Raw genomic sequence first — 25254 nt, forward strand, 5'->3', positions numbered from 1 at the left:
GCCCCAAATCCGGTAAAATGCCGGACATCGCGGCATAAATGCCTCACAGGGCTGGGCAAAAAGCGTCCGGCGTTAACGAAGTTTACCTTTTGTTTACCAGGACATCCGAAGGTTAACGCTGGCGGCGCATATGGCGCTTTGGCTGCCGGCGCGTGAGCTGTTGCGGGTGAGGTCACCTCCAGCGAACGCTTTGATGGGAGAGGCTTCGTCTGCTGATCCGGCCCGGCAAGTCCGAGACGTCATGTTCGCCAGGACCCGCGCGATGTCGCGGGCAAACTGTTGACGAGCTCGTGCAATGGATGGTGCAGGAAGCCTCACCCGGTCGCTTCTGAGATCGCTGAGGCCCCAAGCTGATCTGAAGGCGGCCGCTATCGGAGCGGTCGTGCTTCTGCGCGAGTGGGTGCAGGACAAGCGCGTCGAGGTTCGCGCTGCCGCCAAGGACAAGATCAAGACCAAAGCGAAGGCCAAGGCGCTGGTCGAGCGCGAGCCGCCGCCGCGCGTGGTCGCGCTGGTCGAGCGCTACCTGCCGCGCCGGGTCGGGATCAGCATGACCGTGCTGCTGCTGATCGGAAGCTGCGGCTTCGGCATCGTCAAGGGCGGCCACCTCCAGGATTTCGTCACGGCGGTCAGCGACGCCCGCAACGCGATGGCCAATTCCGCCGGCTTCCGCATCACCTCCGTCGTGATCAACGGCCGCAAGCAGCTCACCCAGGACGAGATCCTCGCGATCGGCGGCGTCAGCGGCCGTTCCTCGCTGCTGTTCCTCGACGCCGACGCCGTGCGCGACAAGCTCAAGGCCAATCCCTGGATCGCGGATGCGACCGTGCTGAAGCTCTATCCGGGCCAGCTCATGATCGAGCTCACGGAGCGCAAGGCGTTCGCGCTGTGGCAGGAGGCCGGCCGCCTCTCCGTCATCGCCGACGACGGCGCGGTGCTCGAGCCCTATGTCTCGCGCCGGTTCCTGGCGCTGCCGCTCGTGGTCGGCAAGGGCGCCGACACGCAGGCCCGTGATTTTCTCGCGCTGCTGGCGCGCTATCCGCAGGTCAACTCGATCACCAAGGCCGCGATCTACGTCGGCGAGCGGCGCTGGAACCTGAGGCTCAAGGACGGCCTCGACATCCGCCTGCCCGAGCAGGACGTCGGCAACGCGCTTGCGATGCTGTCCAGGCTCGACAAGGAAGACAAGCTGTTCTCCCGCGACATCGTCGCCGTCGACATGCGCCTGCCCGATCGCCTGGTGGTGCAGCTGTCCGAGGACGCCGCCAAGGCGCGCGAAGACCAGTTCAAGGACAAGAAGAAAAAGAAGGCCGGGGACGCTGCATGACCGGTCTCGATCGCACCCAGACGCCGAAGACGCGCCAGATGCCGCACAAGCGCGGCGGCATCGTCGCCTGCCTCGACATCGGCACCAGCAAGATCGCCTGCATGATCGCGCGGCTGAAGCCGTCGGCGCCGAGCGATGCGTTGCGCGGCCGCACCCACGCGGTGGAACTGATCGGGTACAGCCAGATCCAGTCGCGCGGCATGAAGGCCGGCGCGGTGGTCGATCTCGGCGAATGCGAGCAGGCGGTGCGCCAGGCCGTCGGGCTTGCGGAGAAGATGGCCAAGGTGCGGGTCGAGTCCGTGCTGCTCTCGGTCTCCGGCGGCCGGCTCTCCGGCCAGCTGGTCGAAGCCGCCGCTGACATCCGCGGCGGCGCCGTGACCCCGGCCGACGTCAGCCGCGTCACCTCCACCGGCATGCGCCACGCCACCGGCGAGGGCCGCACCGTTCTGCACGCGCTGCCGGTCGGCTACACGCTCGACGGCGTCAAGGGCATCCGCGATCCCCGCGGCATGGTCGCGCATCAGTTCGGTGTCGACATGAATGTCGTCACCTGTGACGCCACCGTGGCGCGGAACCTGATGCTCGCGGTGGAGCGCTGCCACATCAATGTCGAAGCCATGGCGGCGAGCCCCTATGTCGCCGGCCTGTCGGTGCTGACCGACGACGAGGCCGATCTCGGCGCGGCCGTCGTCGAGATGGGCGCCGGCACCACCACGATCGCGGTCTATGCCGGCGGCCGCTTCGTGCACGCGGCGGGTTTTGCTGTCGGCGGGCAACACATCACGATGGATCTCGCGCGCGGACTCTCCGCGACCATTGCCGATGCCGAGCGAATCAAGACGTTATACGGGACCGTCATCACCGGCGGATCGGACTCGCGTGAGCTGATGTCTGTGCCGACAGCCGGTGACGAGCAGGATCTGCCGCAGATCGTCTCCCGCGCCACCATCGCCAACATCGTCAAGCACCGTGCCGAGGAAATCTTCGAAATGGTCCGGGACCGGCTCAAGGATTCGCCCTTCGCGTCAGAGCCCAACGGCCGCGTCGTGCTCTCGGGCGGTGCCTCGCAGCTGACCGGTCTCGTCGAACTCGGAACCCAGATTCTCGGCCGGCCCGTGCGGGTCGGACGTCCGCTCGGCTTCGGCCGGCTGCCCAACGAGGCGAAGAACGCTGCGTTCGCGGTGCCGGCCGGACTCCTCGTCTACCCGCAATATGTTCACCAGGAACATGTCGAACCGCGGCATACGCGGCAGCAGGTCAGGACAGGGACCGGCGGTTATTTCGGAAAGGTTGGACGATGGCTACGCGAGGGCTTCTGATGACTCCTTTCCGTAATTCCCGATTTTCACCAACTCCCGCGGCCGCCGGCCGGGGCGAACCCACGCGCGCGTGATCGAGAGGCAAACATGACCATCAGCATCAATGTTCCTGATATTCACGAACTGAAGCCCCGGATCACCGTGTTCGGCGTCGGTGGCGCCGGTGGCAACGCCGTCAACAACATGATCACGGCGGGCCTCCAGGGCGTCGACTTCGTGGTCGCCAACACCGACGCGCAGGCGCTGACGATGTCGAAGGCGCAGCGCATCGTGCAGATGGGCACGGCGGTCACGCAAGGCCTCGGCGCCGGCTCGCAGCCGAACGTCGGCGCCGCGGCGGCCGAAGAGGTGATCGACGAGCTGCGCGACCATCTCTCGGGCGCCAACATGGTGTTCGTCACCGCCGGCATGGGCGGCGGCACCGGCACCGGTGCTGCTCCCGTCATCGCCAAGACCGCGCGCGACATGGGCATCCTCACCGTCGGCGTGGTGACCAAGCCGTTCCACTTCGAGGGCGCCCGCCGCATGCGCACTGCCGAATCCGGCATCGCCGAGCTGCACAAGGTGGTCGATACGCTGCTGATCATCCCGAACCAGAACCTGTTCCGGGTCGCCAACGAGAAGACCACCTTCGCCGACGCCTTCGCGATGGCCGACCAGGTGCTCTACTCGGGCGTCGCCTGCATCACCGACCTGATGGTCAAGGAAGGCCTGATCAACCTCGACTTCGCCGACGTCCGCGCCGTCATGCGCGAAATGGGCAAGGCAATGATGGGGACGGGCGAGGCCTCCGGCGACAAGCGCGCGCTGACCGCCGCTGAAGCTGCGATCGCCAACCCGCTGATCGACGACAGCTCGATGAAGGGTGCAAAGGGCCTTCTCATCTCCATCACCGGCGGCAAGGACCTCACGCTGTTCGAGGTCGACGAAGCCGCGACCCGCATCCGCGAGGAGGTCGACCAGGACGCCAACATCATCGTCGGCGCCACCTTCGACGAAGCGCTCGATGGTCTGATCCGCGTTTCCGTCGTCGCCACCGGGATCGAGCAGGCCACGATCGCCCGCAACAGCCAGGCCACCAGCGCTCCGGTTGCGAACGCAGCGCCGCAGGTGCACCAGGCTCCCGCAGCTCCGGCCGCCGTGGCCGAGAGCCGTCTCGCCGATCTGACCGCGCGTCTGCGTGCCGACAACCAGCGCCTGGCCGAACGTGCCCAGAAGCTGGAAACGCAGGGCCCGGCGTCCGCCTCCGCGCCGGCCGCGCCGATGGCGCCGCGTGCGAACGTCGAGCGCGCTGCGCTCGCCGCCATCGCGGCTGCCGTTGCCGACGTCCCGCAGGCGCCCGCCCCGATGCAGACCTACGGCGACGTCACCGTGCGCCCGATCGCGCAGAAGCCGACCTTGTTCCCGGAGCCCGACATGGCCCCGGTCGCGATGCAGGAGCCGATGACGCCCGAAAACTTCATCCCGCCGCAGGCCGAGCGTGCGCCGGTGCGTGCGCCGCGGATGCCGCGCCTCGATGAACTGCCGATGCCGGCCCAGGCCGAGATTCGTCAGGCCCGCGGCGAGGTTGAAGAAGAGACCCCGCAGAAGAGCCGCCTGTCGTTGCTCCAGCGCCTCGCCAATGTCGGCCTCGGCCGCCGCGACGAGGAGAGTGAGCCGCCGGTTGCCGCCCGCACCACGGGTCCGGCGATGCCGCCGCTGCCGGACCGCCGTCCGCAGAAGAGCGTGGCGCAGCAGATCGCAGCCAGCGAGCCGGTATCAGAGTATGCCCGCCGTCCCGCGCCGCAGGGCCTCGACATGCATGGCCGCTCCGCGCCTGTTGCGCCGGCGCCACAGGGAGACGACCATCTTGATATCCCGGCCTTCCTGCGGCGGCAGGCGACCTGAGGATTGTTACAATAAGGCGGACGAAAAAAGGTCCCGGCAGGAAGCCTGCCGGGACCTTTCCTTTTTGACCGGGCATGCCTGGGCTGCATGGCCAAGCAACTGATTTTAAATCATTAATTACGTACTCGGTGGTTCAGTGAAACCGCCAGCAGCGGCCCAAAACCTCGGCGCAATTTGGTTAAGCCTTGGCGCGAATACGGCAGGTTTGGGGTAACAATCGGTAAAAAAGCGTGAGTTGGCGCTGTTTGGGGCAGTGACTATGGTTTGTCGTGACTTGGGGATACGGATTCGGACGGCGGGCTTTGCCGGTCGGGTCGAGTATAAGTCGCAGTGGGTCGTAGTGGGGCGGGTTCCTGATGAAATTTAGCCGGCAAACAACGCTTTGTGCGCAAGCCACCGTGGCCGGCGTCGGCGTTCATTCCGGTCTTCCCGTCAACCTCACGCTTGGACCTGCGCCCGTCGATGCAGGTTTTGTTTTTGTCCGCACCGGCCTTGAAGGAAGTGACCGCGAAGTTCAGGCGACCGCCGAGCAGGTGATCGCGACCGACCTCGCCACCGTCCTCGGCGATCGCAACGGTCCGCTGGTCTCCACCGCCGAGCACGTGCTTGCTGCGCTGCGGGGCATGGGCGTTGACAACGCCACGATCGAGATCGACGGGCCGGAAGTGCCGATCATGGACGGCAGCGCCGCGGCCTTCATTGCGGCGATCGACCAGGCCGGCATCGTTACCCAGCCGGCGCAGCGCCGCTTCATTCAGGTTTTGAAGCCGATCTCGGTCAAGATCGGCGACTCCTTCGGCGAGATCCGGCCCTACGCCACCGGGTTCCGCGCCGAGGTCGAGATCGACTTCACCAATCCCGTCATCGGCCGGCAGAGCTACGCCTTCGACCTCAGCCCGGAACGTTTCCGCCGCGAAGTCGGCCGCGCCCGGACTTTCGGCCTGATGTGCGACGTCGCCCGGCTCTGGGGCGCGGGCTACGCACTCGGCGCCTCCTTCGACAACACCGTCGTGTTCGACGACGAGCGGCTGCTCAACACCGAGGGCCTGCGCTACGCTGACGAATGTGCCCGCCACAAGGTGCTGGACGTGATCGGCGACCTCGCGCTGGCCGGCCTGCCCCTGCTTGGCGCCTACCGCTCGGTGCGCGGCGGCCACAAGCTCAACCACGCCGTCCTGACCGCGCTGCTTGCCGACCGTTCCGCCTGGCGGGTGGTCGAGGGCGAGGCGGTGCGTCGCACCACGCGTCCCGTGGTCGAAACCGGTCGCGGTATCGTCGGCGGCCGGATCGCCGCGGCCTACGGGCCGGACGTGTCCTGAAGAGACTTGTGCCCGCGGGCGTCTGGCGGCGGCTGTCCCCGGGAAACTCCTGGTAACCATGATCGACTAGCATTGCGGCACGTTCGCCTTAATCCGGGCGAAATGCCTGCCCATACGGTAGGTTAACGATCGTTTTTCGGATACATCGGCGTGGTCGCACGGCAGGCACCACGGCTACATTTCGCGCCCATGACGAGGTTCGTGGGCTGGCGGGCACCGCATCACAGGGCGTCAGGGCTTAAACTCATGTCGGCACAGCGTATGACGCGCGGATATCTCTTGATCTCGCCTCTCGCCCGCGGGCTGCTTCAGGCCGCTGCCTTCATCATGCTCGCGCTGCCGCTGGCCGGCTGCGGCACCGGCGCGCTCTGGGACAAGTTCACCGCCAAGGACGACACCTTCGTCGAGGAGCCCGCCGACAAGATCTACAATGAGGGCCTGTACCTCATGAACGAGAAGAAGGACATGAAGGCGGCGAACAAGAAGTTCGAAGAGGTCGACCGCCAGCATCCTTATTCCGACTGGGCCCGCAAGTCGCTGCTGATGTCGGCCTATGCGTCCTACCAGGGCGGCGACTATGACAGCTGCATCGGCGCCGCCACCCGCTACGTCACGCTGCACCCCGGCAGCCCGGACGCGGCCTACGCGCAATACCTGATCGCCGCCTCGCATTACGACCAGATTCCGGACATCAGCCGCGACCAGACCCGCACCGAGAAGGCGATCGCCTCGCTGGAAGAGGTGGTCCGCAAATATCCGACGTCCGAATACGCGACCTCCGCCAAGGCCAAGATCGAGGGCGCGCGCGACCAGCTCGCCGGCAGGGAAATGAACGTCGGCCGCTATTACGCGCAGAAGCGCGACTACACGGCCGCGATCAACCGCTACAAGGCCGTGGTCACGCAGTATCAGACCACGCGCCACGTCGAGGAAGCGCTCTACCGGCTCACCGAGGCCTATATGGCGATCGGCATCGTCGGCGAGGCGCAAACGGCGGCGGCCGTACTTGGCCACAATTTTCCTGACAGCCGCTGGTACAAGGACGCCTATAATCTTGTAAAATCCGGCGGTCTCGAGCCGAGCGAGAATCAGGGGTCCTGGATCAGCAAGACCTTCAAGAAGATGGGTCTCGGCTAGGAAATTTGGTTCCATGCTGGCGCGACTGTCGATCCGTGACATCGTCCTGATCGAACGGCTCGATATCGAATTCGCCACCGGACTCGCGGTTTTGACCGGCGAGACCGGTGCGGGCAAATCCATCCTGCTCGATGCCTTTGCGCTGGCGCTCGGCGGCCGCGGCGACGCCGGCCTCGTGCGCCACGGCGCGGAGCAGGGGCAGGTCACGGCCGTCTTCGATATCCCCAAGAATCACCCCGCGACGAAGATCCTTGCCGAGAACGGCCTCGACGACACCGGCGAGATGATTCTCCGCCGCGTCCAGCTCGCCGACGGCCGCACCCGCGCCTTCATCAATGACCAGTCGATCAGCGTGCAGACGCTGAAGGCGGTCGGCGCCGCCCTGGTCGAGATCCACGGCCAGCATGACGAGCGTGCGCTGGTCGATGCCGCCACTCACCGCCGCCTGCTCGATGCCTTTGCCGGCCTCGAGAAGGACGTTGCAGTCGTTGAGTCGCTTTGGGAGGCGCGCCGCACCGCCAACACCGAGCTGGAGGAGCATCGCGCCGGCATGGAGCGGGCCGCGCGCGAGGCCGACTATCTGCGCCACGCCTCCGACGAGCTGAAGCAGCTCGCCCCCAAGGACGGCGAGGAGACCGCGCTGGCGTCCCGCCGGACCACGATGATGCAGGGCGAGAAGATCGCCTCCGACCTGCGCGAGGCGCAGGAGGCCGTCGGCGGCAATCACTCGCCGGTCGCGACGCTGTCCGCCGCGGTGCGCCGGCTGGAGCGCCGCGGCGTCAATTCGCCGGCGCTGGTCGAGCCCGCGGTCAAGGCGATCGACGCCGCGATCAACGCGCTGGAGGAAGCCGACCAGCATCTCCTGGCCGCGCTGGCCGCAACCGACTTCGACCCGGCCGAGCTCGAACGCATCGAGGAGCGCCTGTTCGCCTTGCGCGCCGCCTCGCGCAAATATTCGACGCCGGTCGACGGGCTCGCCGCGCTCGCCGCCAGATACGCCGCCGACGTCGTACTGATCGATGCCGGCGCCTCGCGGCTGAAGAAGCTGGAGCAGGCTGCGATCGAGGCCGATGCGCGTTATGCCGCTGCCGCGAAGAAACTGTCGATGGCGCGGCAGAAATCGGCCGAGAAGCTCAACAAGTCCGTCAATGCCGAGCTCGCCCCGCTCAAGCTCGAGCGCGCGAAATTCATGACCCAGGTCGAAACCGACGAGGCCGCGCCGGGGCCGCAAGGCATCGACCGCGTCGAGTTCTGGGTGCAGACCAATCCAGGCACCAAGCCGGGCCCGCTGATGAAGGTCGCCTCCGGCGGCGAGCTGTCGCGCTTTCTCCTGGCGCTCAAGGTCGTGCTGTCGGACCGCGGCTCGGCGCCGACCCTCGTGTTCGACGAGATCGACACCGGCGTCGGCGGCGCAGTGGCCGACGCCATCGGCGGGCGCCTGGCGCGGCTTGCCGGCAAGGTGCAGGTGATGGCCGTGACCCACGCCCCGCAGGTCGCCGCGCGGGCCGACCAGCACCTGCTCATCTCCAAGGACGCCCTCGACAAGGGCAAGCGCGTCGCCACCCGGGTCAATGCGCTGGCCGCCGACCACCGCCGCGAGGAGATCGCGCGCATGCTCGCCGGCGCCGAGATCACCGCCGAGGCGAGGGCGGCCGCAGACCGGCTGCTCAGGGCGGCGACGGCTTAAGCCTCGTGTCCCGGACGCGGCGCAGCGCGCCGTGAGCCGGGACCCAGAATGCCGCCGCATGGGCCCCGGCTCTGCAGTGCACCGCTGAACGAGCGCTACACTGCGTCCGGGGAACAAGACCTCCGCCCATCTTTACCCTCCCGCCCGCTCCGTCGTATCCAAGCACCATGGCAAGAGCAGCAAAATCCAAACCGCTCCGTGACGTCGCCGAGCTCACCAAGGCGCAGGCCAAGGTCGAGCTCATGCGGCTCGCGCTCGAGCTCGAAGAGCATGACAAGCGCTACTATCAGGATGACGCGCCCACCGTCACCGACGCCGAATACGACGCGTTGCGCCAGCGCTTCAACGCGATCGAAAAACGCTTTCCGGAATTCGTCAGCTCGGAATCGCCCTCGCAGAAGGTCGGCGCTGCGCCGTCAGGCCGCTTCAGGAAGGTGCGGCATTCCCTTCCCATGCTGTCGCTCGACAACGCCTTTGCCGAAGAGGACGTGCGCGACTTCGTCGGCCGCATCGTGCGCTTCCTGAAGCTCGACGACGACAAGATCGACTTCTCCGCCGAGCCGAAGATCGACGGTCTCTCGATGTCGCTGCGCTATGAGGGCGGCGAGCTCGTCACCGCCGCGACGCGCGGTGACGGCGCGGAGGGCGAGGACGTCACCGCCAACATCCGCACGCTCGAAGACGTCCCGCAAAAGCTCAAGGGGCGCAATATTCCCGACATCTGCGAGGTGCGCGGCGAGGTCTACATGACCAAGAAGGCCTTCCTCGCGCTCAACGAGCGGCAGAAGGCCGAAGGCAGCACCATCTTCGCCAATCCGCGCAACTCGGCCGCCGGCTCGCTCCGCCAGAAGGATCCGACCATCACCGCCTCGCGCCCCCTGGGCTTCTTCGCCTACGCCTGGGGCGAGATGAGCGCGATGCCGGAGGCGACGCAGAGCGGCATGATCCGCTGGTTCGAGCGCTGCGGCTTCAAGACCAATCCGCTGACCAGGCTGTGTCACTCGGTCGAGGAGCTGATCGCGTTCCATCAGAGGATCGAGGAAGAGCGCGCCGAGCTCGACTACGATATCGACGGCGTCGTCTACAAGGTCGACCGCATCGACTGGCAGGAGCGGCTCGGTTTCGTCTCGCGCACGCCGCGCTGGGGCATCGCACACAAATTCCCGGCCGAGCGCGCCATGACGGTGCTGCGCGACATCGAGATCCAGGTCGGCCGCACCGGCTCGTTCACGCCGGTCGGCAAGCTCGAGCCGGTCGGCGTCGGCGGCGTGATCGTGCAGAACGTCACGCTCCACAACGAGGATTACATCAAGGGCATCGGCAACAAGGGCGAGGTGCTGCGCGAGGGCCGCGACATCAGGGTCGGCGACACGGTCGTGATCCAGCGCGCCGGCGACGTCATCCCGCAGGTGGTCGACGTCGTCCTCGACAAGCGGCCGAAGAGTGCCAAGGAATTCCACTTCCCCAAGAAGTGCCCGTGCCCGCTGCACACCGACGTCACGCGCGAGGAGACGGCCGCCGGCGAAGAGGGCTCGCGCGCCCGCTGCACCGGCGAGTTCGCCTGCCCCTATCAGAAGATCGAGCACCTCAAACTGTTCGTGTCGCGACGCGCCTTCGACATCGACGGCCTCGGCGAGAAGCAGCTCCAGTACTTCTTCGACGAAGGTTTTGTGAAGGAGCCCGCCGATATCTTCACGCTGGAGAAGCGCAACGCGAAACTCAAGCTCGAGGAGATCGAGGGCTACGGCGCCACCTCCGTGCGCAACCTCTTCGCCGCGATCGAGAGCCGGCGCAGAATCGCGCTGGAGCGTTTCGTCTATGCGCTCGGCATGCGCCATGTCGGCGAAACCACCGCGCTCGCGCTGGCGCGCGGCTACGGCTCCTGGGAGGCGTTCCACGACGCCTGCCTCAAGGTCGCCAAGGGCGACGAGGAGGCGATGGCGGACATGGATGCGCTCGACCAGATCGGCGACACCGTGATCAAGAGCATCGCCGACTATTTCGGCGAGAGCCACAACCGCGGCATCGTGGAGCGCCTGACCAGGGAAGTCGAGATCGTCGACGCGGAGAAGCCGAAGAGCAACTCGGCCGTCGCCGGCAAGACCGTTGTGTTCACGGGTTCGCTGGAGAAGATGACGCGCGATGAAGCCAAGGCCACCGCCGAGCGTCTAGGGGCGAAGGTGTCGGGCTCGGTGTCGAAGAAGACCGATCTCGTCGTCGCCGGCCCCGGCGCTGGCTCGAAGCTCGCCGAGGCCAACAAGCACGGCGTCAAGGTGCTGACCGAAGACGAGTGGCTGAAGCTGATCGGGGAGTGAGGTGGGCGCCTTCCTGACCTCCTGCTCCGCTGTCATCGCCCGCGCAGGCGGGCGATCCAGTACGCCGCGGCCTCTCCGTATCCCTGCACCGTCTCTGGAATACTGAATCCTCCGCCTTCGCGGGGGATGACACCGAGGGTGTTGTAACGGCAGTCGCTCACCGCGACGGCTACATCATCCCGCTCTCTTCCTCCTCCGCCTGCTCGATCAGCGTCTCGCTCACCACGATCTCGCGACGGGGGACGACGAAGATCATCATGCAGGCGCAGAGCAGCGAGACCGCGAGCACGGCGGAGGTCAGCGGCAGCGTCGTCGAGGAGTGGCCGCCGAGATAGGCGCCGAACTGCGACATCAGCGCGCCGATGCCCTGCTGGAGGAAGCCCATCGCGCCCGACGCGGTGCCGGCCGCTTCAGGGCGGATGCTGATCGCACCCGCGGCGGAATTCGCCATCACGAAGGCATTGCCGGCCATCACGATCATCTGCGTGCCGAACAGCCAAGCGGGCGCTTCATTCCAGCCGGCAAAACTCCAGAACAGGTTCAACAGGCTGCCGCCGAGCTGAAGGCAGAGCCCGAACCAGATCAGCTTTTCCAGCGCGTGGCGCGGCGCAAAGCGCACGCAGAGCAGATTGCCGACGAGATAGGCAAAGCCTGACGTCGCAAACCACGCGCCGTATTCGGCGCTGCTGCGGCCCATCTGCGTCACCACGATATAGGGGCCGCCGCCGGCGAAGGTGAAGATGATCTGCGAGGCCAGCACCTGGCACATCACGTAGCCGACGAAGGCGCGGTTCCTGATCAGGATGCCGATGTCGGCGCGAAAGCCGCTGCCGGCCGCGCGGCTGCGGCGCGTTTCCGGCAGCGCCACGGCGATGCCGACGGCGACCGCAACTGCGCCGATGGTGATGGCGTAGAAGATCGCGCGCCAGCCGAACGCGGTCTCGATCAGGCCGCCGGTGAGCGGCGAGAGCATCTGTCCGATCATCAGGGCCGCGACGACGAGGCTGATCATGGAGGCGACGCGCTGGCGCTCGTAGATGTCGCGGATGATGGCGCGGCTCACCACCATGCCGGTGGCGCCGCCGAGCGCCTGGAAGAAGCGCGCGGCGATCAGTTGCGGCAGGTTCTGCGCGAAGATGCAGGCAACGCTCGCCGCCACCATCAGCGCGAGCCCTGCGAGCAGCACCGGGCGCCGTCCGAACTTGTCCGACAGCGGCCCCATGATCAGCTGCGAGCAGGCGATGCCGACCATGAAGAGCGACACCGTCATCTGCGCGACCGAGATGTCGCTGCCGAAGTTCGTCGCCAGCACCGGGAGCGCCGGAACCAGCATGTAGAGCGAGATCGGCGCAATGCCGGTCATGACGACGAGCAGCAGCAGCACCACGCGCGAGGTCGCGATGGTCTTCATTGCCGCTTCCGGCGGCCTGCTGATCATGCCGTGCATGCGTGTCCGTCTCTGACAGGTTCGAATCGGACTGTAGCTTGCTCGCGCAAGACCGATATCGGCGTTTCGGAATGCGGCTATACGGATTCCGGGACGGTTATGATGAGGGCATGATGGCGACCGATTGGGCGCGTTGCTCGCGCTACAAAAGCGGTGTCATTCCCCGCGAAGGCGGGGAATCCAGTATTCCAGAGACAGAAGTGGGATACGGAGAGGCTGCAGCGTACTGGATGCCCCGCCTTCGCGGGGCATGACGGTTATTGTGGGGAAGCAGCGTTGCACAAATCGCGTAGTGCTATGCGCTGCACTCTGAATGACGACCTTACGCCTTCAGCTCCGCCGTCGCCTGATCGAGCCACGCTTTCGTTGTCTCGTCCAGCGCCGGCCCTACCGCGGCCCTTACACGCGCGTGGTAGGCATTGAGCCAGTCGAGCTCGTCGCGGCTCAGCATGGCGACGTCGATCAGCCGGCGGTCGATCGGCGCCAGGGTCAGCGTCTCGAACGCGTTCATCGGCTTCTCGGCGCCCTTGATGTCGGCGGCGACCACGAGCTCGAGGTTCTCGATGCGGATGCCGAAACCGTCGGTCTTGTAGTAGCCGGGCTCGTTGGAGAGGATCATGCCGCGCTTCAGCGGCGTGGTGCCGAGCTTCGAGATCCGCGCCGGCCCTTCGTGGACGCTGAGATAGCTGCCGACGCCATGGCCGGTGCCGTGCTCGAAATCGACGCCGGCGGCCCAGAGATATTGCCGCGCCAGCGTGTCGAGCTGAGCGCCATTGGTGCCGTCGGGGAAGATCGCGCGCGCGATCGCGATATGGCCGCGCAGCACGCGGGTGAAGCGGTCGCGCATCTCGCCCGTGGGCTCGCCGACCGCCATGGTGCGCGTCACGTCGGTGGTGCCGTCTTCATATTGCGCACCGGAATCGATCAGCAGCAGGTCGCCGGGCGCGATGCGCCGGTTGCTCTTGCGGGTGACGCGGTAGTGCACGATGGCGCCGTTCGGGCCGGTGCCCGATATGGTCGGGAACGACACGTCCTTCAGCGCGCCGGTGTCGCGGCGGAACGTCTCCAGCGCTTCCACCGCGTCGATCTCGGTGAGCTTGCCGCTGGGCGCTTCGCGATCGATGAAGGCGAGGAAGCGCGCCAGCGCCACGGCATCGCGGCGATGCGCCGTCTGCGTGCCCCTGATCTCGGTCGCGTTCTTGACCGCCTTGAGCAGCGCAATCGGATCGCTGCCGCGCACAGGCTTGCCGCCGGCGCCGGCGATCAGCCGGCTCAGCGCATCGGCCGCGGTGGCATTGTCGAGCGCGATCGCGGCGCCGCTCTTGGCCAGCGCCATCAGCGTCGGCGCCATCGCATCGGGCTCGCGCACGTCGGCCGACTGCTCGAGATGGTCGCGCGTCAGGTTGGAAAGCTTGCGGTGGTCGATGAAGATGGTCGGACGGCCGTCCTTCGGCACCAGCGCGTAGGACAGCGGCAGCGGGGTGTGCGCGACGTCGGCGCCGCGGATGTTGAAAGTCCAGGCCACGGCATGGCTGTCCGACAGCACCAGCGCGTCAGCGCCGACGTTGGCGATCTCGCTTTTGATCTGCGCCAGCTTCTCGGCCTCGCCGATGCCGGCATGTTGCATTCCGTGCACGGCGACGGGGGCAACCGGCGGCTGCGGCCGGTCGTGCCAGACCGCGTCCACCGGATTGCTGTCGACCGCCACCAGCTCGGCGCCGGCCTTGGTGCAGGCGGCGGCGAGGCGCTCGGCTGCCGCAAAAGTGTGCAACCAGGGATCAAATCCGAGGCGGTCGCCGGCTTTCAGATGCGCCGACACCCAGCTCTCCGGCGGAGGGTCGATCAGCGATTCCACCGCCCAGGCCTTTGCGTCGACCTGCTTGGCCGCCTGGATCGTGTAGCGGCCGTCGACGAACAATGCGGCCTCGTGGGCCAGCACCACCGCCAGGCCTGCCGATCCGGTGAAGCCGGTCAGCCAGGCGAGCCGCTCTTCCGAAGGCGCCACATATTCATTCTGCTGCTGGTCGGCGCGCGGAATGACAAAGCCGGTCAGCTTGCGGCGGGCGAGTTCTTCGCGGAGTGCGGCTAGGCGCGCCGTCAATGCGACGCCGGCCTCGGGCTCCTCGAATGTCTGGAAGTGTGCTTCGAACATGGTGGATCACTTTAGGATTATGGGGATCGCTCCGCAATGTGGACGCATTCGCGGCGCATCTGGCATGGACTGTGCTTGAAAAAGTTCCGCTTGAGTCGAGTGGAGTAAATGGATGCGGCCTTTGAGCTCCGTCCGGATAACAGGGAAGTTCGAGCAAGTGTTTCTACTCAACGGCGAGGGGACACACGATGCCAGCGTTCACGTTTGAGAAGATTTCGCCGCCGGCCCGCCGGGCCCCGGCCGCAACCACACCGAAGAAGCCGCGCGGTCTCATCAGCCAGATGATCGACCGTATCGCCGAGCGCCGCGCGAGGCGCGTCTTGCAGGGTGAGCGCGCGATGCGCCGGGACGAGAAGCCGGCAGAGTAGCGTGGCGATGGCGATGTCGTCGTAGGGTGGGCAAAGGTGCAGAGCGCCGTGCCCACCACCTCCCCGTGATCGCAGATGAACTCGGTGAGCACGCTTCGCTTTGCCCACCCTACGCCGTCACCGTTGCACTTCACCCCACCTTCCGCAGCAACAGGCTGCTCCACCCCTCGATCCGCAAATGCCGCAGCGGCACGAGGCCGCGTGCGCGATAGGCGGCGATCACGGCGGGGGCCTGGTGCGTCAGCAGGCCGGAGAGGATGACGAGCGCGCCGGGCGCCAGGTGCCGCGCCATCGGGCTCGCCAGGTGCCGCAGCGGATTGGCAAGGATGTTGGCCAGCACCAGGTCGAACCGGCCCGCCCGGGTGAAATCCGGCGCGGCGAAGCCGGTGGCGCGGATCACCCGCACATGGTGACCGACTTCGTTCAGCCGGCCGTTCTCGGCCGCCACCCGCACCGAGGGCGGGTCGATGTCGGAGGCAAGCACGGCGCGATGCAGCGCCTTCGCGGCCGCGATCGCCAGCACGCCGGTTCCGGTGCCGAGGTCGAGCAGGTTCCTCGGGCGGGAACTCTTCAGGACATGGTCAAGCAGGAGTAAACAGCCGCGCGTGGTGCCGTGATGGCCGGTGCCGAAGGCGAGCGCCGCCTCGATCTCAATCTTGAGCTTGTTCGGCGCGACGCGGTCGCGGTCATGGCTGCCGTGCACGACGAAGCGTCCGGCCGGCACCGGGACGAGATCTTCCAGGCTGGCCTTGACCCAGTCCTTGGCTTCGACGGTATCGAAGGCAAGAGTGTCGGCGATGTCATTTCCTGCCGAATTTACAACGAGTTCGCGCAGCCAGGCCTGGTCCGGCGCATCCGCAAAATGCAGCGTGACGTCCCATTGTCCATCCGGCCGCTCGAACGCGGCGACCGCCGCATCGCCCTCGAAGAACACCTCGGTGAGCACGTCGACGACACGCCGGGCAGCGGCCTCGGTGCCGATCGAAAAGCTGGCGCGATGGGTGGGAGACTTCTGCATACTAGGGTTCCGTCAGGTTCAATTTTTGGAACTTTTGTTCCCGATTTTTCGCATAACTTGCAATTCCGGGATTAACCCACCCGAAGGTTGCGTCCCGTAGATTTTCGGGTGTTGGGGCCAACCAACACAGCTTGAAATAGAAACGGAGGCGAGTCTTGACGCGCATGGTTCTGAAGTTCTGGTCCAATGAGTCCGGTGCGACCGCAATCGAGTACGGCCTTATCGCGGCCGGTATCGCGCTCGCGATCATCACCGTGGTGAACGGCCTGGGTACCACGATGAACGATAAGTTCACTTCGATTAGCACCTCATTGAAGTAATTTCCGCCTCCCATTTTCCAGCGGGGGCTACTTTCTTCTTAGGCTGTTTTTTGACGATCGCCCGCTTAGGGAATTGCCCCTGGCGGGCGAAGTCGTTTTCCCGCGTGCGATTCCCGGCCGATATCCACGGGTTGTCCGCCATTTGCCAGAGCGTTATCCACCGGCCCCTCCCGTCATCGCCCGGCGGTTTTGCACCGCCTGTCCCCAGACTTGTCCCGATGGTCTGGTGCCGCCATCCCCTTCCTGGCACACACCTGCCAACAGGCTTGTCCACAGCCCATGCACAGACCTATCCACGGCTTCCGAACAGCGAGCGATGATCCCGCAGGATCGCCTGCGCCGCATTGTGGCCGGGGGCGCCGGTGACGCCGCCGCCGGGGTGGGCGCCGGAACCGCAGTGATAGAGGCCTTTCAGGGGGCCGCGATAATCGGCATGGCCCAGCATCGGCCGGGCCGAGAACAGCTGGTTCAGCGTCAGCGCGCCGTGGAAGATGTCGCCGCCGAGGAGGCCGAACTGCCGTTCGAGATCGAGCGGTGACAGGATCTGGCGGCCGAGCACGCTCGCCGCAAAGCCCGGCGCGTAGCTGTCCACCGTCGCGATCATGAGATCGGCGACCTCGTCGCGATGGTCGTCCCAGGATCTGCCGTCGGGAAGCTCCGGCGCGACGTGCTGGCAGAACAGGCTCGCGACATGCTTGCCTGCGGGCGCCAGCGTGTCGTCGAGCGTGGAGGGGATCAGCATCTCGACCACGGGTTCGCGGCTCCAGCCCTGCGCGCGCGCATCGAGAAAGGCCCGGTCCATGTAGCCGAGGCTCGGCGCCAGGATGATGCCCGAGGTGAGGTGATCGCCGTCATCCGGCAGCGCCGTGAAGGAGGGCAGGCGGTCCAGCGCCACGTTCATGCGGAAGGTGCCGGAGCCGTTCTTCCAGTGGCGGATGCGGGCGAGGAAGTCCTTCGGCAGGGCGTCGGCCGCGATCAGCCGCGTATAGAGCAGCTTTGGATTGACGTTGGCCGCGACGTATTTCGCGCGGATCGTCGCGCCGTTCTCCAGCACGACGCCGACGGCGCGGTCGCGTTCGACGATCACCTCGCGCACGCCGGCATCCGTGTCGATCGCGACGCCCCGGCCCTGCGCGGCGCGCGCCATCGCCTGGGTGATCGCGCCCATGCCGCCGATGGCATGGCCCCAGACGCCCTTCTTGCCGTTCACCTCGCCGAAGGCGTGATGCAGCATCACATAGGCCGAGCCGGCGGCGTAGGGGCTCGCATAATTGCCGACGATGGCATCGAAGCCGAACAGCGCCTTGACCAGATCATGCTCGAACCGTTCCTCCAGCATCTCGCCGGCCGAGCGGGTGAAGAGATCGAGCAGGCTGCGGCTTTGCTCCAGCGTCAGGCCGCGGAGGATGTTGGCGCTCTGCAATGCGTTCACGGCCTCGCGGATCGCGTTCGTGCCAAAACCGTCGAGCAGGTTCGGCGGTGCGCGCAGCACGAATTGGCGCAGCACGTCGGCGATGTCTTCCAGCTCGCGCGAGAAGCCGTCGAGTGCATCCGCATCACGCGCGCTCAGCCGCGCGACTGACGGTTTCGTCCGTCCCTCGCCGGTGAGCAGATAGCTGCCGTCCGGCGCGGGGAGAAAATTCTGCGCTCGCCGCTCGACGATTCGCAGGCCCTGCCCGGCAAGCTCAAGGTCGCGGATCACCTGCGGATTGAGCAGGCTCACGGTGTAGGCCGCGACAGAATTGCGGAAACCCGGATGAAACTCCTCCGTGACTGCCGCTCCGCCGACCACCTTGCGACGCTCGACCACGCGCACGCGCAGGCCCGCCATCGCGAGATAGGCCGCGCAGGTGAGGCCGTTATGGCCAGCGCCGATGATGACGACGTCGGTTTCGGTCATGATGTCCCTGGCGTCATTCCGGGGCGCGCGAAGCGCGATCCGGAATCTCGAGGTTCCGGGTTCGATGCTTCACATCGCCCCGGAATGACATCTCTATATCAAGCATTCCTCGCTGCAACATCACGAGACCCTTTGTTGCCCGTTCAGGCGTGGTGTGCTCCATTGCGCGCGCCCGGCGCCCGCCGGAATTTAGCCGGAGATTCCATGGATTCGATCGTGCACCCCGCCGCCACGGAGCAGCCGTCGTCGTCGCGCAACCGGCTGTTGCTGGCGGTCTACACCGCTGCGATCTTCGTCAGCGCGCTGCTCCTGTTCTCGGTGCAGCCGCTGTTCACGAAGATGGTGCTGCCGCGGCTCGGCGGCTCGCCGGCGGTGTGGTCGGTCGCGATGGTGTTCTTCCAGTCGCTGCTGCTGGCCGGCTACGCCTATGCGCATCTCTTGATGCAGGTGAGGAACCGGATCGTTCCGGTGGCGGTGCATCTGGTGTTGCTGGTCCTGGCCTTCGCGACGCTGCCGCTCGGCATTGCCACCGCCTATGGCGAGCCGCCCGCGTCGGGCTATGCGGTCTGGCTGCTCGGCCTGTTCGTGGTCTCGATCGGGCTGCCGTTCTTCGCGCTCGCCGCCAACAATCCGCTGCTGCAAGCCTGGTTCGTCCGCACCGGCCATCCCGCCGGGCACGATCCCTATTTCCTCTATGCGTCCTCCAACATCGGCAGCTTTCTCGCACTGTTGTCCTATCCGTTCCTGCTGGAACCGGTGTTCACGCTGCACACGCAGAACCGCTTCTGGACCGGCGGCTATGGCCTCCTGATCGTCCTGATCGCCGCCTGCGGCGTGCTGTTGTTGCGCTCGCCAAAACTGGCGGTGGTCGATGCACGAACCGAGGAGATCAATGCGCCGGCACCCGGCCTCGTGACGCGGCTGCGCTGGATCTTCCTCGCCGCGGTGCCGTCGGGCTTGCTCATCGCCGTCACCGCGCACATCTCCACCGACGTCGCGGCGGCGCCGCTTCTGTGGGTGCTGCCGCTGTCGCTGTATCTGCTCACCTGGGTGGTGGTGTTCCAGTCGCGGCCGCTGCTGCCGCACAAATGGATGCTGGTGCTCCAGCCGGTCGCGATCGCGGGCGTGGTGTTCCTGCTGGCCTTCGGCGGCGAACAGAATCTGCTGCTGACGCTCGGCGGTCATCAATTGTGCTTCTTCGTCATCGCCATGGCCTGTCACGGCGAATTGGCGCGGACCCGGCCGGCCGCCAAATATCTCACCGGCTTCTATGTCGCGCTGTCGTTCGGCGGCATGGTCGGCGGCCTCTTTGCTGGCCTCTTTGCTCCATTCACCTTCTCATGGATCGCCGAATATCCGATCCTGGTCGCGCTCGCGGCGCTGTGCCGCCCGTCCGCCAACGAGCGTCTTGCCGGCATCGTCAAATGGTACTGGCTGGCGCTCGCCGCGCTCGCGGTGGCACTCGTTGCGCCGTCCTACACCACAGGCAGCCTCTCGACCTGGTTCGAGGATCACCGCGTCTGGGTCGCGGGCTCCGTCGGCGTGCTCGCTGCGCTGCTGACGCTGGCGCTCAATGCCGGCCGCTGGAAGATCTTTGCCACCGTTGCGCTCGCGCTGGCGTTGATCCGTGTCTATCCGGCGGACGAGGGCCGCGTCACCACCGTGCGAAGCTTCTTCGGCGTCCACAAGATCGTGGAGACGCCCGGCGGCTATTTCCATGTGCTGATGCACGGCACCACGATCCATGGCGCCGAGCGCTTCCGCAACAATGACGGCACGCCGGTCACCGGCCGGCCCGAGCCGATCACCTACTATCACAAGGACGGTGGCATCGGTCAGGCCATCACCGCGCTCCGCGAGCGCAAGGGCGCGCCGCTGAAGGTCGCCGCGATCGGCGTCGGATCGGGCACGCTGGCCTGCGCCGCCGAGCCCGGGGAGAGCTGGAAATTCTTCGAGATCGACCAGTCGATGGTCGACGCGGCGCGCGACCCGAAGAATTTCCGCTACATCTCGAGTTGCCTGCCGGACCTGAAGCCGGTGATCGGGGACGCGCGCCTGACCTTCGCGAAGGAGCCGGACGGCGCCTATGACTTGATCATCGTCGATGCCTATTCGTCGGATGCGATCCCGATCCATCTTGCGACCGAGGAGGCGATGAAGATCTACAAGGACAAGCTCGCGCCCCAGGGCGCCGTGGTGATGCACGTCTCCAACCGGCATCTCGATCTCGAGACCGTCGTGGTCGGCATCGCCGATGCCAACGATCTCAAGAGCTGGGTCTTCAACGAGGATTCCGGGCGGGATGGCGATTACATCTTTTCGACCGACGTCGTCATCTCCGCGCGCGAGGACGCCGACGTCGGCAAGATCGCCTCGTCCAAGGTCTGGGAGCAGACCGAAGCCGACGACAGGGTGCGAGTCTGGACCGACGATTATTCCAACATCCTCGGCGCGCTGTATCGGCGTTTGAGGGATGGGGAGTAGGGCCGCTTCGCAACTTCGTAGCCGGATGGAGCGGAGCGTAAGCCTGGGTCCCGGCTCTGCGTCGCGTCATTTCATGCCGCGCCGCATCCGGGACATGAGACGGTTTGCAGCTACGGCGCCACCGGCGTCCCCGCCGGCAGCGCAATTCCCCTCTCGCCCGCCACCTGCCGCAACAGGTCGGGCCTATCCGAGATGATCCCGTCGACGCCGATCTCGATCATGCGCGCCATGTCCTCAGGCTGGTTGACCGTCCAGACTACGACGCGCAGCCCGAGCCCGTGAGCCTCCGAGACGAGTGCCGCAGTCACGTCGCCGAAATAAGGCGACCAGATCGCGCCGCCTGCAGCCTTGATGGTTCGCGGCAGCGAGCCGCCGTGATCGGCCGGACTGAAACCCGCAGTCCAGCTGGTGGCCTTGTCCAGCGCGATCGTCTGGCCCGAGCCGCGCTGGAGCGTCAGGTACACGGTCGGAATGTTCGGGGCCTGCCGCTGCACGAGTTGCAGGGTCCTCCAGTCGAACGACTGGATCATGACGCGCTCGGAGAACTTCTCGGCCTCGATTAGCCCGAGCAGTTTGGCGACAAAGCCTTGCGGGTCGAGGGATTCGTCCGGGTGGTTCGGATCGATCTTGGTCTCGATGTTGAAGCGCACGCGATCGTTGCCGGATTTGCGCACCAGTGCGAACAGCTGCCTCAAGGTGGGAATGCGTGTCCCCGGCACGGGGCGCTGCTCGGGGAATTGCCTGGCGTAAGAACTGTCCGGCCGGATCTGGCCGACGTCATAGGTCCTGACGTCGGCGAACTGCAATTTTACGAAGGGCGTACCGGGCGGAGTGACATAGGCGCCGTTCGCATTCCGTGCGAGATCGGGATTGAGCCCGCGTTCATGCGAGATGATGACCTCGCCATCGGTGGTCACGCCGACGTCGAGCTCCAGCGTATCCACGCCCATCGACAGCGCGTTGGCGAAGGCCGGCAGGGTGTTTTCCGGCAACAGCGCCCGGCCGCCCCGATGCGCCTCGAGATCGAAGGCCATGGCCGGTCCCGCCATCAAAACCCAGAGCGAAGTCAGAACGGTCGTGGCACGTGATGACATGGTGCCTCGAATGGCGATCGGGAGTTCGTGCTGACCGGCGAGCGCCGTTGATGGCGACGGCGGACGGCCACGTCAGTTCTGGTAGTAATAGCCGCGCGGCTGATAAAGCTGCCGGGGCTGCGGCTGATAATAGCCCTGCTGGCCGTAGCCCTGGTTGTAATATTGCTGCGCCGGCTCATGATAGACCTGCGCGTCATAGAGCGGGCGGCTGGCCGAGCGCGGCGCCGGATAGCGTGTGCCGGTGTCGCTGCCGTCGGCCGGGTAGATGTAGTTGTCGTCCTGCGGCATGTAGCGGCGGGCAGGCTGCGCCGGCGGCGCCAGATTCACGGGATCGCCTGATGTGGCGTATTGCTCTTCGGCCGGCTGCGGGGCGCGGGCCACGGCATTGTTGGTGCGGCCGCGCGGATTGCGCGCCAGCGCCACCTGCGCCGAGCCGGTCAGCGTCACCGTGGTATTGAGCACGCCCTGCTGCTGCACCAGCGCATAGAGCGTCGATGCGTTCTGGCGCGACAGCCGCACGCAGCCATGGGAGGCCGGCGCGCCGAGCCGGCCGACCGAGTCCGTGCCGTGGATGGCGTGCCCGATCTTGGTGAAGAAGATCGCGTGCGGCATCGGCGCGTCGTCGAATTCCTTGGAGTAGTGATCCTCTTCCATGCGGAAGGCGCGGAACGCTCCGTTCGGCGTCTCGCGCGAGGGAATGCCCGTCGACACCGGCCAGCGATAGCGCGCGACGCCGTCGACGGCGACGGTCATCTGCTGATTGTCCTTGTCGACGGTGATTTCGACCTTGGCCTGTGCGGTGCCCGCGCTCAAAAGCAGCAGGGATGTGAAAGCAATAAAAAACGAACGCATCTGAAAACGCATTTGAGTTCTGGCCTCCGGCCTGTTCACGCAAGCGCCGCGGCTCTCCGTCCCCCGGCGTGCACTATGCCTGCAATCCGGCTTTCGTTCCAGCAGCCGGCCCAGCCATCGTTAACGTGATGCCGGGCGTAAGCAAGGCCGCTTTGTGCCGCGCCGCCCGCGGCGATGCTGACATTTTCGCGAGCGGAGCCGCGTTCACGACGCCGACAATTCGTCACAAAGGCGCAACCATTTGGCCGCTCTGGGCGTTGATGATCGCCTGCCTGACAGGCGGCTTTCGCCGCCGTTTACCTCGTGTATTTCCCTTGGGATCGAAGATGAACAGAGTCCGTATCGCCGCTGCGCCATTGCCGGCCGCCTTACCTGTCCGCCTGCTTTTCGCAGCCGCCGCCATCCTGCTCGCACTGTTATCGCTGCCGCAAGCTGGCCATGCCCAGGGCATCGTGCGCGGTGCCCAGGAAGGCGCCCATGAAGGCAACCGCATTGCCGGCCCGGTGGGCGGTGTGGTCGGAGGCGCGGTCGGCGCCGGTGTCGGCGGCGCCGTGGGCGCGGTCGAGGGCGTGCTCGGCATCCCCCACCGTCACTACCGCCACTGCCGCGGTTATTATGACGGCTATCACCGTTTCCATTGCTATCGATAGCCGCTGGTCATTCCGGAGCGCGACGAAGTCGCGAACACGGACTCCATTCATCCACCAACCCTGTCGCACGATGGATTCCGGGCTCGTGCTTCGCACGCCCCGGAATGACGGCAAGGGTCAATTCTTCAGCCGGTACCCGGTGCGGAAAATCCACCAGATCGTGACCAGGCAGATCACAAGGAACGCCGTCGTCATGCCGATGCTGACGGATACGCTCACGTCCGCAATCTCGTAGAAGCTCCAGCGGAAGCCGGAGATCAGATAGACGACCGGGTTGAGCAGCGCCACCGTGCGCCAGGTGGGCGGCAGCATGTCGATGGAATAGAAGCTGCCGCCGAGGAAGGTCAGCGGCGTCACCACCAGCATCGGAATCATCTGCAGCTTCTCGAACCCGTCGGCCCAGATGCCGATGATGAAGCCGAACAGGCTGAACGTCACCCCCGTCAGCACCAGGAAGGTCAGCATCCAGACCGGATGGTGAATATGCAACGGAACGAAAAGCCCGGCAGTGGCGAGGATGATCAGGCCGAGGATGATCGACTTGGTCGCGGCGGCGCCGACATAGCCGAGCACGATCTCGAAATAGGAGATCGGCGCCGACAGGATCTCGTAGATCGTGCCGGTGAATTTCGGGAAGTAGATGCCAAACGAGGCGTTGGCGATGCTCTGCGTCAGCACCGAGAGCATGATCAGGCCCGGCACGATGAAGGTGCCGTAGCTGACGCCCTCGACCTGGCTGATGCGCGAGCCGATCGCGGCGCCGAACACCACGAAATAGAGCGAGGTGGAGACCACCGGCGAGACGATGCTTTGCAGCAGCGTGCGCCAGGTGCGTGCCATTTCGAACAGATAGATGGCGCGGATGGCGCGGTGATTCATGACGTCCTCACGAGATCGACGAAGATGTCCTCGAGCGACGATTGCGTCGTGTCGAGATCGTTGAAGCGGATGCCGGCGGTGCGCAGGTCGCTGAGCAGGCTGGTGATGCCGGTGCGCTCGCCCTTGGTGTCGTAGTCGTAGACCAGCGTCGCGCCGGAATCGCAGAGGTCGAGCTCGTAATGGCCAAGGCTCTCCGGCAGCGAGGTAATCTCGTTCTGCAAATGCAGCGTCAGCCGCTTCTTGCCGAGCTTCTGCATCAAGGTCGCCTTGTCCTCGACCAGCACGATCTCGCCCTTGTTGATGACGCCGATGCGGTCGGCCATCTCCTCGGCTTCCTCGATGTAGTGCGTGGTGAGGATGATGGTGACGCCGGACTGCTGCAGGGTGCGCACCACCTCCCACATGCCCTTGCGCAGCTCGACGTCGACGCCGGCGGTGGGCTCGTCCAGGAACAGGATCTGCGGTTCGTGCGAGAGCGCCTTGGCGATCATCACGCGGCGCTTCATGCCGCCGGAGAGCGTGATGATCTTGCTGTCCTTCTTGTCCCACAGCGAGAGGTCCTTGAGCACCTTCTCGACATGATCAGGGTTCTTCGGCTTGCCGAACAGGCCGCGGGAGAAGCTCACGGTCGCCCACACGCTCTCGAAGGCGTCGGTGTGGAGTTCCTGCGGCACGAGGCCGATCAGCGAGCGCGCCTTGCGGTAGGAGGTCTGGATGTCCTCGCCGCCGACGAGGACCTTTCCCTCGCTCGGATTGGCGATGCCGCAGATGATCGAGATCAGCGTGGTCTTGCCCGCGCCATTGGGCCCGAGCAGCGCGAAGATCTCGCCGCGCTTGATATCGAGATTGACGTTCTTGAGCGCCTTGAAGCCGGACCCATAGGTCTTCGACAGATTGGCGACGGAAATGATGGATGACATGATGGCCGGCGGGATGGGGAAGGGAGGCTGGAACCCGCCCGGGCGGGCAGGTCAGCGGGTGTCCTGACATAGGAATGCCCTTGCCGGGTCGCAATTGGCCGGAGAAAAATGGTCTCAAAACAGGCCCTTCGGTGTCAGGTTCCGGGCAAGTGTTGCGCGATGGTCACGGCCTGCGGCTAAGA

General features: G+C 65.9%; 19 protein-coding genes. 11 read left to right on the plus strand and 8 right to left on the minus strand.

The window, feature by feature from the left end; genetic code table 11:
• Positions 1–295: 295 nt before the first annotated feature.
• From E4K65_RS21360 to ligA, 7 genes are all read left to right on the plus strand, one after another.
• Positions 296–1324, plus strand: coding sequence for a cell division protein FtsQ/DivIB (locus tag E4K65_RS21360; RefSeq protein ID WP_135175855.1), 1029 nt, complete (start codon positions 296–298; stop codon positions 1322–1324).
• A complete protein-coding gene (gene ftsA, locus E4K65_RS21365) occupies positions 1321–2643 on the plus strand; it encodes a cell division protein FtsA (RefSeq protein WP_027544671.1) in 1323 nt (440 codons plus the stop codon). Before E4K65_RS21360 ends, ftsA begins: the two co-directional genes overlap by 4 nt.
• 87 nt (positions 2644–2730) lie before the next feature.
• On the plus strand, positions 2731–4530 hold the full coding sequence (gene ftsZ / locus E4K65_RS21370; RefSeq protein ID WP_135175856.1) for a cell division protein FtsZ: 1800 nt from the start codon (positions 2731–2733) through the stop codon (positions 4528–4530).
• A gap of 356 nt (positions 4531–4886) precedes the next feature.
• Positions 4887–5849, plus strand: a complete 963-nt coding sequence (gene lpxC / locus E4K65_RS21375; RefSeq protein WP_135175857.1) for a UDP-3-O-acyl-N-acetylglucosamine deacetylase — start codon at positions 4887–4889, stop codon at positions 5847–5849.
• A 246-nt stretch (positions 5850–6095) separates the two neighbouring features.
• Complete coding sequence (locus E4K65_RS21380; RefSeq protein ID WP_027544674.1) at positions 6096–6986, plus strand: outer membrane protein assembly factor BamD; 891 nt, start codon at positions 6096–6098, stop codon at positions 6984–6986.
• 13 nt (positions 6987–6999) lie between these two features.
• Positions 7000–8673, plus strand: a complete 1674-nt coding sequence (recN, locus tag E4K65_RS21385; RefSeq protein ID WP_135175858.1) for a DNA repair protein RecN — start codon at positions 7000–7002, stop codon at positions 8671–8673.
• Positions 8674–8840: 167 nt separating this feature from the next.
• Entirely contained in the window at positions 8841–10988 is a 2148-nt protein-coding gene (gene ligA, locus E4K65_RS21390) for an NAD-dependent DNA ligase LigA (protein WP_135175859.1), read from the plus strand.
• A 169-nt stretch (positions 10989–11157) separates the two neighbouring features.
• Here ligA and E4K65_RS21395 read toward each other — a convergent pair whose 3' ends face one another.
• Both E4K65_RS21395 and E4K65_RS21400 read right to left on the minus strand, forming a co-directional pair.
• A complete protein-coding gene (locus E4K65_RS21395) occupies positions 11158–12435 on the minus strand; it encodes a multidrug effflux MFS transporter (RefSeq protein WP_135175860.1) in 1278 nt (425 codons plus the stop codon).
• A 322-nt stretch (positions 12436–12757) separates the two neighbouring features.
• Positions 12758–14587, minus strand: a complete 1830-nt coding sequence (locus tag E4K65_RS21400) for an aminopeptidase P family protein (protein WP_135175861.1) — start codon at positions 14585–14587, stop codon at positions 12758–12760.
• A 188-nt stretch (positions 14588–14775) separates the two neighbouring features.
• Between E4K65_RS21400 and E4K65_RS21405 the strand changes: the two genes are divergently transcribed.
• Positions 14776–14955 carry a hypothetical protein gene (locus E4K65_RS21405; protein WP_135175862.1) on the plus strand — a complete coding sequence of 60 codons (180 nt, stop codon included), beginning with the start codon at positions 14776–14778 and terminating at the stop codon, positions 14953–14955.
• 130 nt (positions 14956–15085) lie between these two features.
• Here the strand turns inward: E4K65_RS21405 and E4K65_RS21410 are convergent, their stop codons facing one another.
• Entirely contained in the window at positions 15086–15973 is an 888-nt protein-coding gene (locus E4K65_RS21410; RefSeq protein WP_135175863.1) for a 50S ribosomal protein L11 methyltransferase, read from the minus strand.
• A gap of 164 nt (positions 15974–16137) precedes the next feature.
• Between E4K65_RS21410 and E4K65_RS21415 the strand changes: the two genes are divergently transcribed.
• Entirely contained in the window at positions 16138–16293 is a 156-nt protein-coding gene (locus tag E4K65_RS21415) for a Flp family type IVb pilin (protein ID WP_135175952.1), read from the plus strand.
• Positions 16294–16582: 289 nt separating this feature from the next.
• Here E4K65_RS21415 and E4K65_RS21420 read toward each other — a convergent pair whose 3' ends face one another.
• Complete coding sequence (locus tag E4K65_RS21420; protein ID WP_135175864.1) at positions 16583–18193, minus strand: phytoene desaturase family protein; 1611 nt, start codon at positions 18191–18193, stop codon at positions 16583–16585.
• Between the two features lie 204 nt (positions 18194–18397).
• Here E4K65_RS21420 and E4K65_RS21425 point away from each other — a divergent pair, with 204 nt between their 5' ends.
• Positions 18398–20677: a spermidine synthase gene (locus E4K65_RS21425; protein WP_135175865.1), complete on the plus strand. Its 2280-nt coding sequence runs from the start codon at positions 18398–18400 to the stop codon at positions 20675–20677.
• Between the two features lie 110 nt (positions 20678–20787).
• Here E4K65_RS21425 and E4K65_RS21430 read toward each other — a convergent pair whose 3' ends face one another.
• Both E4K65_RS21430 and E4K65_RS21435 read right to left on the minus strand, forming a co-directional pair.
• Complete coding sequence (locus E4K65_RS21430) at positions 20788–21771, minus strand: glycerophosphodiester phosphodiesterase (RefSeq protein ID WP_135175866.1); 984 nt, start codon at positions 21769–21771, stop codon at positions 20788–20790.
• A 72-nt stretch (positions 21772–21843) separates the two neighbouring features.
• On the minus strand, positions 21844–22623 hold the full coding sequence (locus E4K65_RS21435; protein WP_167771006.1) for a L,D-transpeptidase: 780 nt from the start codon (positions 22621–22623) through the stop codon (positions 21844–21846).
• Between the two features lie 326 nt (positions 22624–22949).
• On the opposite strand from E4K65_RS21435, the gene E4K65_RS21445 reads away from it, so the two are divergent.
• Positions 22950–23273, plus strand: a complete 324-nt coding sequence (locus tag E4K65_RS21445) for a hypothetical protein (RefSeq protein ID WP_135175953.1) — start codon at positions 22950–22952, stop codon at positions 23271–23273.
• 117 nt (positions 23274–23390) lie between these two features.
• Here the strand turns inward: E4K65_RS21445 and E4K65_RS21450 are convergent, their stop codons facing one another.
• Complete coding sequence (locus E4K65_RS21450; RefSeq protein WP_135175868.1) at positions 23391–24152, minus strand: ABC transporter permease; 762 nt, start codon at positions 24150–24152, stop codon at positions 23391–23393.
• Positions 24149–25072, minus strand: a complete 924-nt coding sequence (locus tag E4K65_RS21455) for an ABC transporter ATP-binding protein (RefSeq protein ID WP_135175869.1) — start codon at positions 25070–25072, stop codon at positions 24149–24151. The genes E4K65_RS21450 and E4K65_RS21455 overlap by 4 nt, the downstream gene beginning before the upstream one ends.
• Positions 25073–25254 lie beyond the last annotated feature (182 nt).

The organism is Bradyrhizobium niftali (genome assembly GCF_004571025.1).
In the GTDB taxonomy this organism is placed as follows: Bacteria; Pseudomonadota; Alphaproteobacteria; order Rhizobiales; family Xanthobacteraceae; genus Bradyrhizobium; species Bradyrhizobium niftali.

Bases quoted from the DNA above. Each gene is read 5' to 3' on its own strand.
- E4K65_RS21435 (WP_167771006.1), bottom strand. From the start codon at position 22,623: ATGCGTTCGTTTTTTATTGCTTTCACATCCCTGCTGCTTTTGAGCGCG.
- ftsA (WP_027544671.1), top strand. From the start codon at position 1,321: ATGACCGGTCTCGATCGCACCCAGACGCCGAAGACGCGCCAGATGCCG.
- E4K65_RS21450 (WP_135175868.1), bottom strand. From the start codon at position 24,152: ATGAATCACCGCGCCATCCGCGCCATCTATCTGTTCGAAATGGCACGC.
- ftsZ (WP_135175856.1), top strand. From the start codon at position 2,731: ATGACCATCAGCATCAATGTTCCTGATATTCACGAACTGAAGCCCCGG.
- lpxC (WP_135175857.1), top strand. From the start codon at position 4,887: ATGAAATTTAGCCGGCAAACAACGCTTTGTGCGCAAGCCACCGTGGCC.
- E4K65_RS21395 (WP_135175860.1), bottom strand. From the start codon at position 12,435: ATGCACGGCATGATCAGCAGGCCGCCGGAAGCGGCAATGAAGACCATC.
- E4K65_RS21455 (WP_135175869.1), bottom strand. From the start codon at position 25,072: ATGTCATCCATCATTTCCGTCGCCAATCTGTCGAAGACCTATGGGTCC.
- E4K65_RS21445 (WP_135175953.1), top strand. From the start codon at position 22,950: ATGAACAGAGTCCGTATCGCCGCTGCGCCATTGCCGGCCGCCTTACCT.
- E4K65_RS21425 (WP_135175865.1), top strand. From the start codon at position 18,398: ATGGATTCGATCGTGCACCCCGCCGCCACGGAGCAGCCGTCGTCGTCG.
- E4K65_RS21410 (WP_135175863.1), bottom strand. From the start codon at position 15,973: ATGCAGAAGTCTCCCACCCATCGCGCCAGCTTTTCGATCGGCACCGAG.
- E4K65_RS21415 (WP_135175952.1), top strand. From the start codon at position 16,138: ATGGTTCTGAAGTTCTGGTCCAATGAGTCCGGTGCGACCGCAATCGAG.
- recN (WP_135175858.1), top strand. From the start codon at position 7,000: ATGCTGGCGCGACTGTCGATCCGTGACATCGTCCTGATCGAACGGCTC.
- E4K65_RS21420 (WP_135175864.1), bottom strand. From the start codon at position 18,193: ATGACCGAAACCGACGTCGTCATCATCGGCGCTGGCCATAACGGCCTC.
- E4K65_RS21360 (WP_135175855.1), top strand. From the start codon at position 296: ATGGATGGTGCAGGAAGCCTCACCCGGTCGCTTCTGAGATCGCTGAGG.
- E4K65_RS21400 (WP_135175861.1), bottom strand. From the start codon at position 14,587: ATGTTCGAAGCACACTTCCAGACATTCGAGGAGCCCGAGGCCGGCGTC.
- E4K65_RS21380 (WP_027544674.1), top strand. From the start codon at position 6,096: ATGTCGGCACAGCGTATGACGCGCGGATATCTCTTGATCTCGCCTCTC.
- ligA (WP_135175859.1), top strand. From the start codon at position 8,841: ATGGCAAGAGCAGCAAAATCCAAACCGCTCCGTGACGTCGCCGAGCTC.
- E4K65_RS21430 (WP_135175866.1), bottom strand. From the start codon at position 21,771: ATGTCATCACGTGCCACGACCGTTCTGACTTCGCTCTGGGTTTTGATG.
- E4K65_RS21405 (WP_135175862.1), top strand. From the start codon at position 14,776: ATGCCAGCGTTCACGTTTGAGAAGATTTCGCCGCCGGCCCGCCGGGCC.